The following is a 16371-nucleotide window of genomic DNA, read 5'->3' as shown; positions in this document are numbered from 1 at the left end:
CTATTGCGCGCCGAGCGCCACGTCGGCCCACCGGGCACCGATACCGGTCAGCCGGAGGACGCGGGTGTCGTCGGAGCGGCGTTCGATGACGATCTCCAGCCGGTCGTCGGACAGGTCCTCGGCCACGCCCTCGCCCCATTCGACGATGGTCACGGAGTGGGGCTGCTCGCTGTCGAGGTCCAGGTCGTCGACCTCGCCGGAGTCGCCGAGCCGGTAGGCGTCGACGTGCACCAGCGCCGGGCCGCCCGAGAGGGAGGGGTGGATGCGCGAGATCACGAAGGTCGGCGAGGTCACGGGGCCGCGCACCCCCAGCCCCTCGCCGATCCCCTGGGTGAGGGTGGTCTTGCCCGCCCCCAGCGGGCCGGACAGGATGACGACGTCGCCCGCGCGCAGCAGCCGGCCCAAATGGCGGCCCAGGGCGCGCATGGCGGTGTCGGTCGCGGCCTCGACGGTGGCGGCGGCGGTGGCGGTGTCGGAAGTGCGCATGGTGTCGGTCATCGGCTCGCAGGGTCGTCTCGGAAACCGGGGCGGTGGGCGCCCCTCACCAGGGTAGGCACAACGCCGCGCCGCTGCGACGTCTTCCCGGGCCGCCCGGGTCAGGCTCCGGTGTAGGTGCGGGGGACCCGGGGGCCGACCCGCGTGACGATCTCGTAGGGGATGGTGCCGAGGGCGTCGGCCCAGTCCTGCGCGGTGGGTTCGCCGCGGTCGCCCGGGCCGAACAGGACGGCGTCGTCGCCGGCGACCGCCGGGCCCTCGCCGATGTCGAGCATGAACTGGTCCATGCACACCGTGCCCGCGATGCGGCGCCGCTGCCCGGCGGCCAGCACCTCGGCGGTGTTGGTGGCCGCCCGCGGGACGCCGTCGCCGTAGCCGAGGGGGATGAGCGCCAGGCGGGTGGCGCGGTCGGTGGTGTAGCGGTGGCCGTAGGAGACCCCGCTGCCCGCGGGCACCTGCTTGACCAGCGCGATCCGGGCGCTGAGCGTCATGGCGGGCCGCAGCCCCGTGTCCGTGAGCGAGGGGATGGGGGTGATCCCGTAGCCCGCGATGCCGGGGCGGATCAGGTCGAAGCGGGCCTCGGGGAGGGTGAGCGCGGCCGCGGAGTTGGCGATGTGGCGCACCTCGGGCCGCAGCCCGGCCTTGTCGGCGATCTCCAGCGCTTCGTGGAAGGCCGAGAGCTGCGCACCGATGGAGGGGTGGCCGGGCTCGTCGGAGCAGGCGAAGTGGGAGAACAGGCCGGTGACCCGCAGCAGGCCGTCGGCCTCGGCGCGCGCGGCGGCGGCGACGGTGGCGGGCCACTGGGCGGCGGTGACCCCGCCGCGGCTGAGGCCGGTGTCGGCCTTGAGGTGGACGCGGGCGGGGCGGCCGGCCTCGTGGGCGGCGGCGCCGATCTCGTCGATCAGCTCGGGGGCGCTGACGCCGAGGTCGATGCCGGCCGCGACCGCCGCGGCCAGCGGGGCGCCGGGCGGCAGGATCCACGCCACCACGGGCACGTCCAGCCCGGCGGCGCGCAGCTGGAGCGCCTCGTCGATGTAGGCGGTGCCGAGCCAGGTCGCCCCGCCGGCGAGCAGCGCGCGGGCAGCGGGCACCATCCCGTGGCCGTAGCCGTCGGCCTTGACCACCCCCATGACCGCGGCCCCGCCCGCCCCGCGCCGCAGCAGCCGGGCGTTCTCACTGATGGCGCCGAGATCGACCCGGGCTTCGGCATGGTGCACGTGCATAACCCAAGTCTGGCACGCCCGCCTGCACAGACGCGCCGGACGTGCACCGCGGCCGGGGCGCGCACGCGCCCCGGCCGCGAGGGGCTCAGGAGGGGAACTCCCAGCCCGGGTGGCCGGGCGAGGGGCCGTCGAAGAGGTCGGTCTGCCGTCCGCGCAGATGAAGGTCGAAGAAGGCGCTGGTGTAGGCCCGTTGTGCGGCAAGGCTGTGCTCAGGGTCCACGGTGCCGATCGCGCCGGCCACGGCCTGCTCGTCGAGGTCGAGGGAGCGGCCGATAGCGGGCAGCACGGACTGGAAGTCGGTGTAGCCGATGTGCTCGCCCTCGGTCAGGTGGGGTGCCCGCTTCCAGCCGATGGAGCGGTCCATGAACCCACGCCAGCCGAGACCGTGGTCGATGTCGTGCGGGTCGCCGTCGCCGTTGTGGCCCGCACTCATCAGCATGAAGGGGCGGTCCGTGCCCCGTTCATCGGTCTCCAGGGCATAGTCCGGGCTCATGTCGCCGTCCATGTTGATCCCGGCCCCGATGCGGGGGTCGGCGAGCATGGCCTCGGCGGTGGCGAAACCGCCGGCGGAGTGGCCGAACATGCCGGTCCGCGACAGGTCCATGGCGGCGCCGAGCCCGCGCGGGAGGCTCCGTCCCGCGGCGTCGCTGACACGGTCCTCGGCGGCGTCCTCCAGCCGGTCGAGCACGAACCGGATATCGCCGACGCGCTCTTGGACGACCTGCGTGAAGTCGGGGTTCCGGGCGGGCGGTTCGAAGCGGTCGGGTAGCTGCACCGGCGCCTGGTAGGTGTGGTCGACGGTGACGACGACGTAGCCGTTGCTCGCCAGCTCCTCCACCAGGGTGGTCCCCATGGCCCGGGACATGCCGCCGCCGGGCGAGTAGAGCACAACCGGGGCGCCGTCGAGCCCGCGGGCGACGGGGGCGCCCGTCCGGGCGTTGCTGAGCGCTCCGGCGAAGTCCACCTCGCCGGGGTCGATCCCCACCGCCGCTGTGGCGCGGTCGTGGTCGAGGTAGTCGGCCACCCCCGCCGAGAGGTAGGGGGCGCGTGGCGCGCCGGGGGCGTGCCCGGCCGGGTACCAGACGCTCGCCATGATCTCGCGGGGGCGGCCCTCGTCGTCCCAGGGGTCGGCGCGGTCCTCGTCGACCAGGTGCAGGTCGACCCTGCCGATGTCGTGGCGGCCGGTCGGCTCGGGCAGCATGATCTCAATGGGGCCGCCGGAGCCGCCCTCCGCCGAGTTGTCGGCGAGGGCGGGCAGCGTGGCGACGGTGGCCGCGGCCAGCACGGCGGCGGCGGACACGCCGAGCGTCCGCCGCCGGGAGAAGGGAAACCGGGATGCTGTCATGGCTCCAGCGTGCCGACGCGGCCGCGGCGTTCCATCCGACCTTCGCAACCCGTTGGCTTGCCGAAAGTGATAGAGGGCCCGGCAGCGGGCGGATCTGCATGCGACGGCTCGGTGGCCTGACGCGTACCCCCGGAACGGACGGGCGGCCGCGACGGTCGGCGGCCGGAGATGGCCCGGTCAGAGATGACGTTCGTCCACCAGGCCGGCCTCGTAGGCGACGATGGCGGCCTGGACGCGGTTGCGGACCTCCAGGGAGCGGAGGATGGCGCTGACGAAGACCTTCACCGTCCCCTCCACCACGTGCAGCCGGCGGGCGATCTCGGCGTTGGAACAGCCTGCGCCGACGAGGGAAAGGACCTCGCGCTCGCGGTCGGTCAGCCGGGCGACCTGCTCGCGCGCACGGGCGGCGCGCGTCATCCGGCCGCCCGCGGTGCCGGAGGTCAGCGCCGTGATGACCCGCTGCGCGATCTGCGGCGAGAGATAGGCCGCTCCCTGGGCGACCGCGTGCACCCCGCTGAGCAGTTCGCCGGGCGCGCCCAGCTTGAGCAGGTACCCGCTCGCTCCCCCGCTGAGCGCACGGGCGATGTGCTCGTCCTCGGCGAAGGTCGTCAGCATGATCACGCCGGTGCCCGGGACCCCTGCGGAGATCTCGGCCGCGGCGGCGAGGCCGTCGAGCCGCGGCATCATGATGTCGAGCAGCGCCACATCGGGGCGGTGCGAGCGGGCCAGCTCAACGGCCTCGCGGCCGTCGGCGGCCTCGGCGACCACCTCGATCCCCTGGTCGGCGCTCAGGACGGCGCGCACACCGGCGCGGATGAGCGGCTCGTCATCGGCCAGCAGCACGCGGATCACAGCGGGCGTCTCCGGTTCTCGGTCCATCGGTTCACGGGCTCGGCGACAGGGCGCTCAGCGGCAGCGCGTCCTTGGCCACCAGCCGGCCCTCCGCGAAACATAGCCGGAAGAACTTCCGCTCGTCGGTCTGCTGCGCCGACCAGTAGTACGCGCACTCGGCGCCCGCCGGGGCGGGCGGCATCTCGCCGACCGGTTCCGTGAACATCCGGAAGAACGGCAGCCGCCGCTCGGCATCCCCTTGGTCCTGGCCGATGCGCAGGTCGGCGTAGACGGCGGGGTCGAGCCCGTTGACCGTGGACACCGCGCCATCGGCGGCGAGCCGCACCACCCCGAGAAGGGCCGCCACCGCCACCGGCACGACGAGGAGAACGGACAGCCCGCGCCGCACCCCGCGCCGGCGTTCCTCGTACTGGCGGGCGGACTCCGTCGTGGGTACAGGGCCGGTGCGCTCCGGACCGGCCGCATCGTTGTGGTCCGGACCGACGGCGTCGGTGCGCTCCGGCCCGGCCGCATCGGCGCGGTGCGGAAGCGCGGCGACGACCGCGAAACCCTCGCCCTGCGGGGCGGCGTGCACCGTACCGCCGAGCAGCCGGGCGCGTTCCGCCATGGCGGCCAGTCCCGTTCCAGCCCCGGCCACGGGACGCACGTCGGCGTCGGCTCCGGAAGCCGCCGAGGCCTGCGCGGTGGTCGTCGGGGCCGCCGGGGCACCGTTGACGACGCGTACCTCGGTCTCCGTCGCCGTATGGCGCAGGAGAACGGTGACGGCGGCGCCGGGCGCGTGCTTGGCGGCGTTGGTCAGGGCCTCCTGCACGATCCGGTGCGCGGCCCGCCGGACCATGTCCGGGACGCCGCCGGGGTCGCCCTCGGACGTCAGCTCCACCCGCATCCCCGCCGCGACGGCCCGGCCGACGAGCCCGGGGATATCGGGGCGGGTCGCACCGTCCGGGCGGGCGATGCCATCAGGGTCCGCGGTGCCACCGGGATCCGTACCGCCGTCGCAGTCGGCGGCACCGTCACGGTCGGCGGCACCGGTGGGCCCGGAGGCCCCTTCGGGGCGCAGGACGCCGATGACGTCGCGCAGCCGCTCGGCCGCGGCGGCGACGTCGGCCCGCAGGACGGCGGCGGCCTCCCGATGCTCGGCTCCGATGCCGGACGCGACCTCAAGGGCAGCGGCGCGCAAGGCGATGAGGCTGAGGTCGTGGCCCAGCGAGTCGTGCATGTCCTGGGCGATCCGGGCCCGCTCGCGCAGCCGGGCACGCTCGTCGCCGTCGCGCCGCAGCGCCTCCAGCAGCTCGGCGCGCTCCCAGCCCGCCCGGACCAGGTCCGCCGCCTGCCACCGATAGCGTCCGAACAGCCATGGTGCGGCCAATGCAGCGGTCCCGGCGAGCAGCAGCACGGGCCAGTCGAGGACCGCGGAGACGGCACCGAAGGCGCCGGTCTCAACTGCACCGGCCACCACCCCGACTGCCAGACCGGCGACGGCCGCCGCGGCCGCCAGGACGAGGAACGGACGCGGTGCCGTCCCCCGCCGCCCGGCCAGATAGCCGAGCGGCACAAGCGCCGCGAAAGGGGTGACGAACAACGGCAGCGCCCCCGCGGACGGCCCCGCCGAATCCGCGAACAGGGGCGCGAACACCACCGCCGCCAGGGCCGGAACCAGAGCAAGCAGCGACCGGGGTCGCGCCAGCGCGAAGCTCAGAGCGAGCAGCAAGGCCCCGGCGACGAACACCCCCACCCGCCACTCCCCCACCGGCCCCGCGAGCGTTTCCACCGCCAGCAGCGCCGTGAGCCCCGCCCAAAGCACAACAAAACCGGGCGCGGGCCACTTGACCCGCACCCGGCGACGAAGTTCAACAGGGTTCATCACCGACCGCTATGAGCACCACAGCACCAGCCACTCCTACACGATCACTGTAGGACGCCCGAGTGAATAGGGGCGCGCCCGTGAGCGGAGCCAGATGTTCCCGACGGACGCGAACGCCCGTCGGGAGTTCGGTCGTCGCGGGACGGTCAGCCGAGGAGACCTTTCGCGCTCTCCACTACCCCCACCCGGCTGATCCATATGTTGAGGATGCCGAGGTCGTCGCAGGAGATGACCCGCTCCCGCTGGGAGTCGGAGAGTGCGATCCCCCGCCCAGCGAGAACCTGGAGGATCGCCTCCGCCTTGGCCTCTGCCCTACCCGCTGCTCTTCCTTTCACTTCGCCCTTCCTCAGGCCCAGCTCCCGACCTTCAAGGAAAGGGCGCTGGAGGAGCGGCATTTTGTACTCGTAGTCGTCGAGGTCCATGACGCCCTTCACCGTTCACCGCGGGGTCGTTGCTACCGGAAGAGCTCTTCGGCACTGCCGACAGTGAGCGCACGAACGAACCACATGTCGAGGGTGCCGAGCTCGGTGCAGGAGCTGATCCGCTCCCGGTCGGCGTCGGAGAGGCTGATCGCGCGGATGTCGAGGGCCTGAAGGATGCTCTCCACCTTGGCCTCGGTCTTGCCTTCGGCCCTGCCCTCTGCCTTGCCCTCGCGGAAAGGCTGCTGGAAGATCGGCATCTGGTAGTCCATGTTGTCCAGTTTCACAGCACCCTCCAGGTACTTCTTGGCTCTGGGCGACAGGGCCGCATATACATACTCAGCATATCGGGGACCCGCCGATTTGATATAGGCGTTCAGGGTTGGGGCCAGCGCTTTCAGCACCGTCTCGTCCTCGGTGCGGCTGGCTGCGGCGGCGAGGATCGCGAAGTCCGGGTGGCGCGCCGCATCGTCAGGGTCGGTGTACGGCTCCAGGCGGGTCAGGGGCAGGGCCACGGGCCTCACCTCGCCGCAGCCGAAGTCGATCGTCGTGGCGCACCACTCGGCGACACTTTCCGAGGGGGCCACGACCAGCAGCTCCACCGGACAGCCCAGGCGCGCATGGATGTTGGTCGCGTACTGGGGCCAGCTCCGGCGTTTCTCCTGGGCCGTTCTGAGCTGGACCTCGACGATGATCGCCAGCTGCGGGTTGCCGTCGGCGTCCTCACACACGATGAGGGAGTCGACCCGCAGCTCGGCGGGGTTGATGTTCGTGGCGTCGCCCGAGTCACATCGGACGCGGGCATAATCGGGCAATTTCCCAGTGGAAACGCGGCCGAGCATCTCGACCGCCACACCCGGGGTTTTCCGGATCATATCCAAGGGAACTTCGTGTTCCAAAGATGGCATGCCAGGAACGTAGGGCGATTCGCAACTCGCCGCGCAGGGCAATGGCGCAATGTCCGGGAATGTCCCTGGAATTTCTCGCGGGTTGATTTTCACTCCGCACAGAAAAGGCCATCCCCGGGACCGTATCCCCGAAAACGGTCATCGGCCGGGCCGCTTGGTGCTCCCGACCGCGGCCCGGCGCGCATCAGTCCGCCGGATTCTCCGCGATGGCCTTCAGCCGGGGCAGCGTGCGCTCGATGCTGCGGGCGTTGCGTTGCGGGGCGCCGCCGAGCATGTACAACGCGGCCGTTGGGCCCGAGTAGTCGAAGGTCTCGGTGACCCGGGTGCTGCCGTCCGCCAGGGGCTCCAGCTCCCAGCGCCAGCGGTGGGGGCCGATGTGGCGCCAGGCCAGCAGGCGGTTCTCCTCGAACTCGACCACGCGGTTGGCCATCTTGTAGCCCACCCGGATCCGCATGGCCATGCCGAAGCGGTCGCCGGGGCCGAGGCGGTCCGGGCCGTCGACGAGCTCCTGGACGGTGCCCGATCCGTCGATCTCGGCGTGGCGGCGCGGGTCGGCGATGATGTCGAAGATCTTGTCCGCAGGCGCGTCGATCACGACGCTGCGCGAAATCCTGTGTTCGGCCATGGCGGCATCATCTCAGCCCCCGCCCGCTCTCCTACCCCCGGGCGGAGTGCCGTTCGGCGCCGGCCAGGCCGCCGTCCGCGGCGTCGAGGTGGATCACCCAGAACGACCCCTTGCGCAGCCCCGGCTGCTGCGGGATCGCCGCGCCCAGGCGGCCCAGCGCGTCGCGCAGCAGCCCCCCGACCAGCTCCCCGTGGGTGCACAGCAGCGTCGGGCGGCGCCGGTCCAGCAGCCCGGCGAAGGCCTCGCGGGCGCCCTCGACGTCGAACCCGCCGTCGGCGCCCGCGCCAACCGTGTAGGGGTAGCCGGTGGCCACGGCGGCCGAATGCGCCATCGCGTAGGGCAGCACCGTCTCGGTGCAGCGGGCCGCGGCCGAGCTGACGACCGCCATCGCCCCGAAGGCGCCCAGGACGTCGGCCAGTTCCACCGCGTCCGCGCGCCCGGCGGTGTCGAGCGGGCGGAGCAGGTCGTCGCCGGCGCCGCCCTTCTCCCCGGCCGTTGCGTGGCGCAGCACGACCACCGGCACGGTGCGCGCCGGGCCCAGCGCGAAGTTGTCGAGCACCTGCACGTCGTGGCCGTAGGTCAGCCGGTCGCGGGCCGCGCCGAGGCCGACCCACTCCGCGGCGTCGATCTCGTCGTTGGGGGCGAAGGCCGACATCCCCGCCCCCGCTGGGGTGGCGGCCCACCATTCGACCTGCTTGGGCCAGCCGTTCTTGAGGTAGCGCTGCGGGGGCAGCCGCCGGCCCATGACGGGCACGCAGCCGGTCTCCTCGGTGACCTCCCGGACGGCGGCCGTGAGCGTGTGCTCCCCGTTCTTCAGCTTGCCCTTCGGCAGGGTCCAGTCACCGCGGTCGGGGCGGTGCACGAGCAGGACCTCGCGGTCGGAGGCGGCCGTGTCGCCGTCCCCGGCGGGGCCGCCCTGGCGCGGCCGCCACAGGACGGCGCCGGCGGCGCGGATGGGCTCCAGGTAGCCGCCTGGGGCGGTGTCGCGCGGTGGGAAGGCGCTGGTGACGACGGGCTCGCCGAGGGGGGCGCGGGGCTCAGACATCGACGACCCGCAGGTGGCGGTCGCCCCGCAGGGTGTTCTGGAGGTCGAGCAGCGGCTCGCCCGCGTCGTCGCGGGTGACGCGCGTCCAGGCGCCGTCGGCCGCCATGCGCCACGACGAGGTGCCGTCGGACATGGCAAGGTCCATGAGCCCGACCAGGCGGGCGGCGTGCTCGGGCTCGGCCACCCGGATCAGCGCCTCCACGCGGCGGTCCAGGTTGCGCGGCATGAGGTCGGCGCTACCGATCAGCACGTCGGGCGACCCTCCGTTCTCGAACACGAACACGCGGGAGTGCTCCAGGTAGCGGCCGAGGATGCTGCGCACCCGGATGGTCTCCGACAGCCCGGGGACGCCGGGCCGGAGCACGCAGCTGCCACGCACCCACAGGTCGATGGGCACGCCGGCCCGCGACGCCGCGTACAGCGCGTCGATGATCTCCTCGTCGACCAGGGAGTTGACCTTGATGCGGATGCGCGCGGGCGCGCCCTGGGCGTGCTGCTCGACCTCGTTGCGGATCAGCCGCATCAGGTCCTCGCGCAGGCCGGTGGGGGCGACGAGCAGCCGGCGGTAGCCGCGCTTGCGGGAGAACCCGGTGAGGTGGTTGAACAGGTCGCTGAGGTCGGCCCCTACCTCGGGGTCGGCGCTGAACAGGCCGAGGTCCTCATAGGCGCGGGCGGTGCGCGGGTTGTAGTTGCCGGTTCCGACGTGGCAGTAGCGGCGCAGCGAGCCGTCGTCCTCCTGGCGCACCACGAGCGCGAGTTTGCAGTGGGTCTTGAGGCCGACCACGCCGTAGACGACGTGGCAGCCGGCCTCCTCCAGCTTGCGCGCCCACTGGATGTTGTTCTGCTCGTCGAAGCGGGCCTTGATCTCGACGAGCGCCACGACCTCCTTGCCGGAGCGGGCCGCCTCGATCAGGGATTCGACGATCGGGGAGTCGCCGCTGGTGCGGTAGAGGGTCTGCTTGATGGCGACGACGTCGGGGTCGGTGGCGGCCAGCTCCAGGAACCGCTCGGTGGTGGCGGCGAAGGACTCGTAGGGGTGGTGGACCAGGACCTCGCCGGCGCGGAACGCGGCGTAGAGGTCGTCGCCGGTGAGGGGGCGCGGCTCGATGGGCACCATCGGGGGGAAGGTGAGCTCGGGGCGGTCGATGTCGGCGATCTGGGACAGGCCGGCGAGGTTGAGCGGCCCCGGCACCCGGTAGATCTCCTCGGGGTCGGCGCCCAGCTCGCCGGTGAGGATGTCCAGCACCTCGGGGGAGATCGTCTGCTCCACCTCCAGGCGGACCAGCGGGCCGAAGCGGCGCCGCAGCAGCTCGTTCTCCAGCGACTGCACGAGGTCGTCGGTCTCGTCCTCGTCGACCTCCAGGTCGGCGTTGCGGGTGACCCGGAACGCGTGGTGCTCCTGGACCTCCATGCCCTCGAACAGCTCGGGCAGATGCTCGGCGATGACGTCCTCCACCGGCACGAAGCGGTGGTCGTGGAGCTCGATGAAGCGCGGCAGCACGGAGGGGACCTTGACCCGGGCGAACGTCCGCCGCGCGGTGCGGGGGTCGCGGACGGTGACGGCGAGGTTGAGGGAGCGCCCGGAGATGTAGGGGAACGGGTGGGCGGGGTCGACGGTGAAGGGGGTGAGCACCGGGTAGACGGACCGCGTGAAGAAGCGGCGCATGCGTCGGCGGTCGGTGTCCTCCAGCTCCGCCCAGCGGACGATGCGGATCCCGGTTTCCGCAAGGGCCGGGGCGACCGAGTCCTCGAAGCAGTGGGCGTGGCGGAGCATCAGCTCACGGGTGACCTCGGAGATGCGGCTGAGCAGGTCGCGGGGGTGGTGGCCGCTGGGCGAGGCGACGGCCACTCCCGTCGCCAGCCGGCGCTTGAGACCGGCGACGCGGACCATGAAGAACTCGTCCAGGTTGCTGGAGAAGATCGCCAGGAACCGCACCCTCTCGAGCAGGGGTATGGAGGTGTCCTCGGCGAGTTCGAGGACACGCTGGTTGAAGCGCAGCCATCCCTCCTCCCGGTCGAGGAAGCGGTCGAGAGGGAGGTCGTCGTTGCTGTGATCCATGCGTACCGGTTCCACACTCACGGCTCGCAGATTCCCCCATTCCCATGAACAAGCGAGAACGAGATGACGTCCGAAACATGATCAATATGGATCATCCATACCCGTTCTGCGGGTGAATCTCCCTTCCGACCTCCCGTTTCACCGGAGGAAAGGGTCACACCCGAAGCGCAGGGCACCGCATCCCCACGGAGCCCGGGAGCTACCCCTGCGCAGCCCGGGAGCTACCCCCAGAAGGACAGGGGCACCGGCGCCAGCAGGGTGATGAACGAGTGCAGGAGCACGTTCAGCCACATGTTCCGGTAGCGCGACCACAGGTAGCCGTACATCACCCCGGCGACCCCCTGCACGCAGACCGTCATGGCCAGGGCCACGGTCAGCCCGTTGGGCAGGCCGCCGCCGACCAGGCTGAAGACTGCGTAGGCCAGCGAGGCGGTCACGATCCCCGGCCAGCGCCCGAGGACGAACTCCAGCCGCGTCTGGAGCATGCCGCGGAAGAAGATCTCCTCCAGGACCGGCGACGACAGCAGGCTGATCGTGATCACCAGGACCGCGGTGAAGCGGTCGGGCACCTCGGTGCCGGCCATAGGCGGCTGCGCGGCCCACGGCGACACCGCGACCAGCGCGTAGACCGCGATCGCGGCCAGCCCGCCCCACCGCCACGCCTCGGAGACCCACAGCGACAGGCGCGGCAGGTCGGGGCCGGTGTCGTAGCGCAGCACGCCGGCGGCCCCGACCAGCATGACCGGCACCAGGAACAGGAAGAACACCTTGGCGAGGAAGTAGGACAGCGGGGTGAGGACCGGGCTGACCATGTGCAGCACCGACGACAGCACCGGGTCGGCGGCGGCGAACCCGAGCAGGCACACCACCAGCACGAACAGGTCGAGCCGCGGCCACCGGCCGCGCATCTTGCCGCGCAGCCGCTCGTCGACCGGGCCGCTCGGCGTGTGCCACGGCACCAGGCGGATGGCCACCATCGCCGCCACCACGGGCACCCACACGCGCCACACCGGCCCCGGCCGGTAGTCCTCGGACCCGGGCACCACGGTGTGGCCGGTTGCGTAGAGCACCGCGGCCGAGGCGAGGAGCACCGCGGCGCCCGCCGCGACGATGGCCCGGCGCGCCGCCGGGTTCTCGTTGACCCGTCTCATCCGGCTCACCCGATCAGTTGCAGGGTCGGCGCGACGGCGAGGGTCAGGACCCCGCCGCGCAGCAGGATGCTCAGCCAGATGTTGCGGTAGAACGACCAGACGCAGCCGTAGAGCAGCCCGAGCACGCTGTAGATCAGCACCGCGAAGTACCAGGGGACGGCCGTCGACTGCATGCTCAGGGGCGACAGTTCGAAGTAGTTCTTCACCGCCGCGTAGGTCAGCCCGAAGATGACCGCGGCGACGGCGATGCCGCCCCACCGGCCCATCAGCCACTCCAGCCGGGTCTGCACCATGCCGCGGAAGAAGATCTCCTCGGGGATCGCCACCGCGAAGAAGGCGACCACCGCGGTCAGGAAGACGAGGCGGGCCTCGTGGAGGGCGACCGGGTGGACGGTCACCGCGATGAGCGCGAGGACCGCCACGATCGGAAGCAGCCCCACCCACCGCCAGCGGTCGCCGACCGACATGGCCAGAGACGGCATCGCCGTGGCCTGGCCGCTCACGGTCCACCCGGCCTGGTCCACGAACAGGATCGGCAGCACGAACAGGAAGATCACCCGCACCGCCGGAACCGAGATCACGAACGGGATGTCCGTGCTGATCGCGTGGAACAGCGCCGCGAGCCCGATGGTGCCGCCGATGAAGGCCAGCAGGCAGACGATGAGCCAGCACAGCTCACGGCGGACCGGGTGCCCGTCGAGCACCGAGAAGATCCGGACGTCGAGTTCGTGCCGCCGCTCGAACGGGGTCGCCGCGTAGCTCAGGAGGATGCCGGCGGCCGCGGGCAGCCAGATGGTGACGGATATGACGCCCTTGCCCGCCGCGGCCAGCCCGGGGGAGCTGTACAGCACGGCCACGAGCACCACGGCGGCCGCCGCCGCACCTGCCCGCAGCCTCCATCCGTACGCGTGCGCCACCTGCTTCCCTCCCAGGTCAGAGCCTCAGTCTGCCCCGAGAGAAACCAAAAGTGACGCAATGACAACGGTATGTCGTTACTCCGTGTGAACGGCCGCCCGGGACCGCCGCCCCTGACTTTCGTCGGGGGTGGTCCCGGCGCATCGGCGGATCCGCCGCACCGGTCCCGGTTCCTAGATTCTCCCTCGCCCCCGATGAGTGGAGATGATGTGAAGACCAAGCTCACAGCCCTTGCCGCGGCGGCCGGGATCGCCGCCGCGACGGTGCTCGGCGCCGCTCCGGCGCTCGCCGGCACCGCCTACGACGTCCCCGGGCCCGGCGAGCAACTGACGCCCGAGACCATCGACGCCTACCTCGGCGACGTCATGGACGCCACCGGGCAGCCCGGGATGGCGGTCGCCGTCACCCGCGGGGACGACATCGTGCACACCGCCGGCTACGGGCACGACTCCACGGGCGCCCCGGTGACGGCGGAGACACCCATGCGGATCGCGTCGGTCACCAAGTCGTTCACCGCCATGGCGGTGATGACGCTGGTCCAGGACGGCGCGATCGACCTGGACGGCACCGTCGCCGGCCAGCTCCCCGGCTTCGCCATGGACGACCCGCGCGCCGGCGAGATCACCGTGCGCCACCTGCTCAACCAGACCTCCGGGTTCTCCGACACGACGATCGACGTCGAGGGCCTGCGCGACGCGTCGTCGCTGTCCGGGTACATGTCCCTGCTGGAGGCCGGGTCGCTCGCCGCGGACCCCGGCACGGACTACCGCTACTGCAACGTCAACTTCGAGGTCGCCGCGCGGCTGGTCGAGGTGGCGAGCGGACGGCCGTTCGCCGCCTACATGCGCGAAGCGGTGTTCGACCCGCTGGGGATGGACCACAGCACGCTGGACGAGGCCGAGATCACGCCCGCGAACGGCCTGAACTCCGTCTACGGTGTCTGGGTGTCCCGCCCGGAACTGACGGGGTTCCTCAACTTCAACGGGGCGGGCGGGATCATCACCGACGCCGCGGACATGGGGCGCTGGCTCCTCGCGCACACGGGCGACCGGGCACCGGTGGACCGGGACCTCCTCGACATCATGTACGCCCCCTCAGAGGTGGACGACTACGCGATGGGCTGGTCCCCCGAGCCCCTGCCCGGAGGCGGCGAGCTGATGATGCACAGCGGCAACCTGTTCACCTACAGCGCGATCCAGGGGTTCTCCCCCGAGACGGGGTACGGGTTCGCGGTGCTGACCAACGGCGCGGCGCTGGCCGACGCGACCTACCCCGTCCTGCTGGGGCTGGCGGCGCTGAGCGAGGGCCGGCAGCCGGAGGCGCCGGGCAGCGGGCGCGCCATGACCGACGCCGCCCTCGCCGCGGGCGCGGTGGTGGCGGTCGGCCTCGGGGCGACCGGCGTGGCCCGTTCCGGGCGGTGGGCGCTCAAGCGCGCCGGGCGGCCGGCGTGGCGCACCGCGCTGCGCATGGTCCCCGTGCTCCTGCCGGTCGCACTGTTCGCGCTCTACCCCACGGCCATCGAGGTCCTCAGCAATGGCCGCGAGGTGACCTGGGAGCAGATGACCTACTTCCCGCTTCCGCTGACGCTGACCCTCGGGGCGGCGGCCGCAGCGGGGCTGGCCACCGCCGGCTCCCGACTCGTCCGGATGGCGCGGGTAGGGTCACGGACATGATCAACGGCGTCGTGCTGGCGGTCCTCGCCCTCGCCGCGGAGCTCAACGGCGTCGACACCGTGGGGCTGCCCGCCTGGCGCCAGTTCCTGTACCTCCCGTTGGGCGTGGCGTCCTACCTGCACGGGCGCCACCTGCCATCGGCGTGGGACCGGTGGGTGCTCGCCGGAGCCGGCGCCGTGGGCGCGGCCGCCATGGCGGTCGACCGCGGCCAGGGCGTCACCATGCTTTTCTCGCTGGCCCTCGCCGTCGCGCTGCCGTGGCTGGCGGGCCGGTTCCGGCGCCAGCAGAGCGCCCTCATCGAGGCCGGCCGGGAGCGGATCGCCACGCTGGAACGGGAGCAGGGGTTCATCGCCGAGAGGGCCCGGCTGCGGGAGCGCGCCCGCATCTCCGCGGACATGCACGATTCACTCGGCCACGAGCTGGCGCTGATCACGGTGCGCGCGGGCGCGCTGGAGCTGGCGGCCGAGGCCGACGCGGGCACCCGCGAGGCGGCGGCCGGGCTGCGCGCCTCGGCGGTCGCCGCCACCGACCTCCTGCGCCGGACCATCGGGATGCTGAACGAGGACCGCGACGCCGCCACCGAGCCCCCGGGCGAGCCGGTGGAGGCGCTGGTCGCCCGGTCGCGCGACGCCGGGATGGCCGTCGGCCTCGCGCTGCGCGGTGGGACCGGACCGCTGCCGCCGCTCGTGGACCGGGCCGTGCACCGCGTGGTCCAGGAGGCGCTGACCAACGCCGCCCGCCACGCGCCGGGTGCGCGGGTGTCCGTGACCGTCGAACGGGGGCCGGACGCGGTCGTGGTCACGGTGGCCAACCCGGTGGCCGGCCCCGGCCCGGCCGGCTCCGGCTCCGGATCCGGCAGCGGCCTGGCGGGCCTGCGGGAACGCGTCGGGCTGCTCGGCGGCGACCTGCGGGCCGGGCCCTCAGCCGAGGGCTTCACGGTGGCCGCCCGGATCCCGGTCGAGCCGCACACAGCGGGCACAGCACAGCACGGGGACCGAGCGGAGCGGGGGGACGGCGCATGATCCGGGTCCTGGTGGCCGACGACGAGGCCATGCTCCGCGCGGGCGTGAAGGCGATCCTGCACACCGACCCGGGCATCGAGGTCGTCGCCGAGGCCGCCGACGGGCGCGAGGCGGTGGAGCTCGCGCGGGCGCACCGGCCCGATGTCGCGCTGCTGGACATCCGCATGCCGCGCATGGACGGCCTGGACGCCGCGGCCGAGCTGCGCCGCGGCCAGCCCTCGGTGGCGGTCGTCATGCTGACCACCTTCGACGAGGACGCCTTCGTCGCCCGCGCGCTGGAGGAGGGGGCGAGCGGCTTCCTGCTCAAGGCCTCCGACCCGCGGGAGCTGGTGGCCGGGGTGCACGCGGCCGCCGACGGCGCCGCCTGCCTGTCGCCGCGCATCGCCCACCGGGTGATCTCCGCGCTGCGCGGTGACGGTCGGTTCGCCCGCTACGAGCAGGCCCGCGCGCAAGTGGCGGCGCTCACCGGGCGCGAGCGCGACGTGCTGGCGCTCCTCGCGCAGGGGATGTCCAACCAGCGGATCGCCGACCGCCTCTTCCTCTCCGAGGGGACGGTCAAGGGGCACGTCAGCGCCATCCTGGTGCGGCTCGGTGCCGAGAACCGCGTCCAGGCGGCGATCATCGCCTACCGGGCGGGGATGGCCGACGGCTGACGCGCCGCCGCCCGCTTCCGGGGGCGGGCCCGCGGCCCCGGTCCGCACGTCGACCGGGCGGACACGGCGCCGCCCGCTCCCCGGGGGAGCCCTGAGGAGCGGGCGGCGCGGCCGGCGGCCGG

General features: G+C 72.9%; 15 protein-coding genes. 3 read left to right on the top strand and 12 right to left on the bottom strand.

The window, feature by feature from the left end; translation table 11 throughout:
• The 12 genes from tsaE to ACFOVU_RS28110 all read right to left on the bottom strand — a co-directional run bounded on the left by tsaE (window position 1) and on the right by ACFOVU_RS28110 (window position 12903).
• A complete protein-coding gene (gene tsaE / locus ACFOVU_RS28165; protein ID WP_378538457.1) occupies window positions 1-498 on the bottom strand; it encodes a tRNA (adenosine(37)-N6)-threonylcarbamoyltransferase complex ATPase subunit type 1 TsaE in 498 nt (165 codons plus the stop codon).
• 98 nt (window positions 499-596) lie between these two features.
• Window positions 597-1718 carry an alanine racemase gene (gene alr / locus ACFOVU_RS28160; protein ID WP_378538456.1) on the bottom strand — a complete coding sequence of 374 codons (1122 nt, stop codon included), beginning with the start codon at window positions 1716-1718 and terminating at the stop codon, window positions 597-599.
• An 85-nt stretch (window positions 1719-1803) separates the two neighbouring features.
• On the bottom strand, window positions 1804-3063 hold the full coding sequence (locus ACFOVU_RS28155; RefSeq protein WP_378538454.1) for an alpha/beta hydrolase family protein: 1260 nt from the start codon (window positions 3061-3063) through the stop codon (window positions 1804-1806).
• A 177-nt stretch (window positions 3064-3240) separates the two neighbouring features.
• On the bottom strand, window positions 3241-3915 hold the full coding sequence (locus tag ACFOVU_RS28150; protein WP_378538533.1) for a response regulator: 675 nt from the start codon (window positions 3913-3915) through the stop codon (window positions 3241-3243).
• Between the two features lie 31 nt (window positions 3916-3946).
• The gene (locus ACFOVU_RS28145) at window positions 3947-5779 is read right to left on the bottom strand and encodes a sensor histidine kinase (protein WP_378538453.1); all 1833 of its coding nucleotides are present in this window, start codon (window positions 5777-5779) and stop codon (window positions 3947-3949) included.
• 146 nt (window positions 5780-5925) lie between these two features.
• Window positions 5926-6201, bottom strand: a complete 276-nt coding sequence (locus ACFOVU_RS28140; RefSeq protein WP_378538451.1) for a hypothetical protein — start codon at window positions 6199-6201, stop codon at window positions 5926-5928.
• A 32-nt stretch (window positions 6202-6233) separates the two neighbouring features.
• Window positions 6234-7106: a hypothetical protein gene (locus ACFOVU_RS28135; protein WP_378538450.1), complete on the bottom strand. Its 873-nt coding sequence runs from the start codon at window positions 7104-7106 to the stop codon at window positions 6234-6236.
• 184 nt (window positions 7107-7290) lie between these two features.
• Window positions 7291-7731: an SRPBCC family protein gene (locus ACFOVU_RS28130; RefSeq protein WP_378538448.1), complete on the bottom strand. Its 441-nt coding sequence runs from the start codon at window positions 7729-7731 to the stop codon at window positions 7291-7293.
• Between the two features lie 31 nt (window positions 7732-7762).
• Window positions 7763-8776 carry an NUDIX domain-containing protein gene (locus ACFOVU_RS28125; RefSeq protein ID WP_378538447.1) on the bottom strand — a complete coding sequence of 338 codons (1014 nt, stop codon included), beginning with the start codon at window positions 8774-8776 and terminating at the stop codon, window positions 7763-7765.
• The gene (locus ACFOVU_RS28120; protein WP_378538445.1) at window positions 8769-10835 is read right to left on the bottom strand and encodes an RNA degradosome polyphosphate kinase; all 2067 of its coding nucleotides are present in this window, start codon (window positions 10833-10835) and stop codon (window positions 8769-8771) included. The genes ACFOVU_RS28125 and ACFOVU_RS28120 overlap by 8 nt, the downstream gene beginning before the upstream one ends.
• Before the next feature lie 221 nt (window positions 10836-11056).
• On the bottom strand, window positions 11057-11986 hold the full coding sequence (locus tag ACFOVU_RS28115) for a CPBP family intramembrane glutamic endopeptidase (RefSeq protein ID WP_378538443.1): 930 nt from the start codon (window positions 11984-11986) through the stop codon (window positions 11057-11059).
• 5 nt (window positions 11987-11991) lie between these two features.
• The gene (locus ACFOVU_RS28110; protein ID WP_378538442.1) at window positions 11992-12903 is read right to left on the bottom strand and encodes a CPBP family intramembrane glutamic endopeptidase; all 912 of its coding nucleotides are present in this window, start codon (window positions 12901-12903) and stop codon (window positions 11992-11994) included.
• A gap of 207 nt (window positions 12904-13110) precedes the next feature.
• On the opposite strand from ACFOVU_RS28110, the gene ACFOVU_RS28105 reads away from it, so the two are divergent.
• The 3 genes from ACFOVU_RS28105 to ACFOVU_RS28095 are packed head-to-tail and all read left to right on the top strand — an operon-like array spanning window position 13111 to window position 16249.
• Window positions 13111-14574 carry a serine hydrolase domain-containing protein gene (locus ACFOVU_RS28105; RefSeq protein WP_378538440.1) on the top strand — a complete coding sequence of 488 codons (1464 nt, stop codon included), beginning with the start codon at window positions 13111-13113 and terminating at the stop codon, window positions 14572-14574.
• Entirely contained in the window at window positions 14571-15596 is a 1026-nt protein-coding gene (locus ACFOVU_RS28100) for a sensor histidine kinase (protein WP_378538439.1), read from the top strand. Before ACFOVU_RS28105 ends, ACFOVU_RS28100 begins: the two co-directional genes overlap by 4 nt.
• Complete coding sequence (locus ACFOVU_RS28095) at window positions 15593-16249, top strand: response regulator (RefSeq protein ID WP_378538437.1); 657 nt, start codon at window positions 15593-15595, stop codon at window positions 16247-16249. The genes ACFOVU_RS28100 and ACFOVU_RS28095 overlap by 4 nt, the downstream gene beginning before the upstream one ends.
• Window positions 16250-16371 lie beyond the last annotated feature (122 nt).

The organism is Nocardiopsis sediminis, from assembly GCF_042650565.1.
GTDB classification, from domain to species: Bacteria; Actinomycetota; Actinomycetes; order Streptosporangiales; family Streptosporangiaceae; genus Nocardiopsis_B; species Nocardiopsis_B sediminis.
Note: the sequence above shows the minus strand (reverse complement) of the source record. Positions and strands in the feature narration are given on the sequence as shown.

Bases quoted from the DNA above. Each gene is read 5' to 3' on its own strand.
- ACFOVU_RS28130 (WP_378538448.1), bottom strand. From the start codon at position 7,731: ATGGCCGAACACAGGATTTCGCGCAGCGTCGTGATCGACGCGCCTGCG.
- ACFOVU_RS28100 (WP_378538439.1), top strand. From the start codon at position 14,571: ATGATCAACGGCGTCGTGCTGGCGGTCCTCGCCCTCGCCGCGGAGCTC.
- tsaE (WP_378538457.1), bottom strand. From the start codon at position 498: ATGACCGACACCATGCGCACTTCCGACACCGCCACCGCCGCCGCCACC.
- ACFOVU_RS28125 (WP_378538447.1), bottom strand. From the start codon at position 8,776: ATGTCTGAGCCCCGCGCCCCCCTCGGCGAGCCCGTCGTCACCAGCGCC.
- ACFOVU_RS28140 (WP_378538451.1), bottom strand. From the start codon at position 6,201: ATGGACCTCGACGACTACGAGTACAAAATGCCGCTCCTCCAGCGCCCT.
- ACFOVU_RS28115 (WP_378538443.1), bottom strand. From the start codon at position 11,986: ATGAGACGGGTCAACGAGAACCCGGCGGCGCGCCGGGCCATCGTCGCG.
- ACFOVU_RS28145 (WP_378538453.1), bottom strand. From the start codon at position 5,779: ATGAACCCTGTTGAACTTCGTCGCCGGGTGCGGGTCAAGTGGCCCGCG.
- ACFOVU_RS28095 (WP_378538437.1), top strand. From the start codon at position 15,593: ATGATCCGGGTCCTGGTGGCCGACGACGAGGCCATGCTCCGCGCGGGC.
- ACFOVU_RS28155 (WP_378538454.1), bottom strand. From the start codon at position 3,063: ATGACAGCATCCCGGTTTCCCTTCTCCCGGCGGCGGACGCTCGGCGTG.
- alr (WP_378538456.1), bottom strand. From the start codon at position 1,718: ATGCACGTGCACCATGCCGAAGCCCGGGTCGATCTCGGCGCCATCAGT.
- ACFOVU_RS28120 (WP_378538445.1), bottom strand. From the start codon at position 10,835: ATGGATCACAGCAACGACGACCTCCCTCTCGACCGCTTCCTCGACCGG.
- ACFOVU_RS28135 (WP_378538450.1), bottom strand. From the start codon at position 7,106: ATGCCATCTTTGGAACACGAAGTTCCCTTGGATATGATCCGGAAAACC.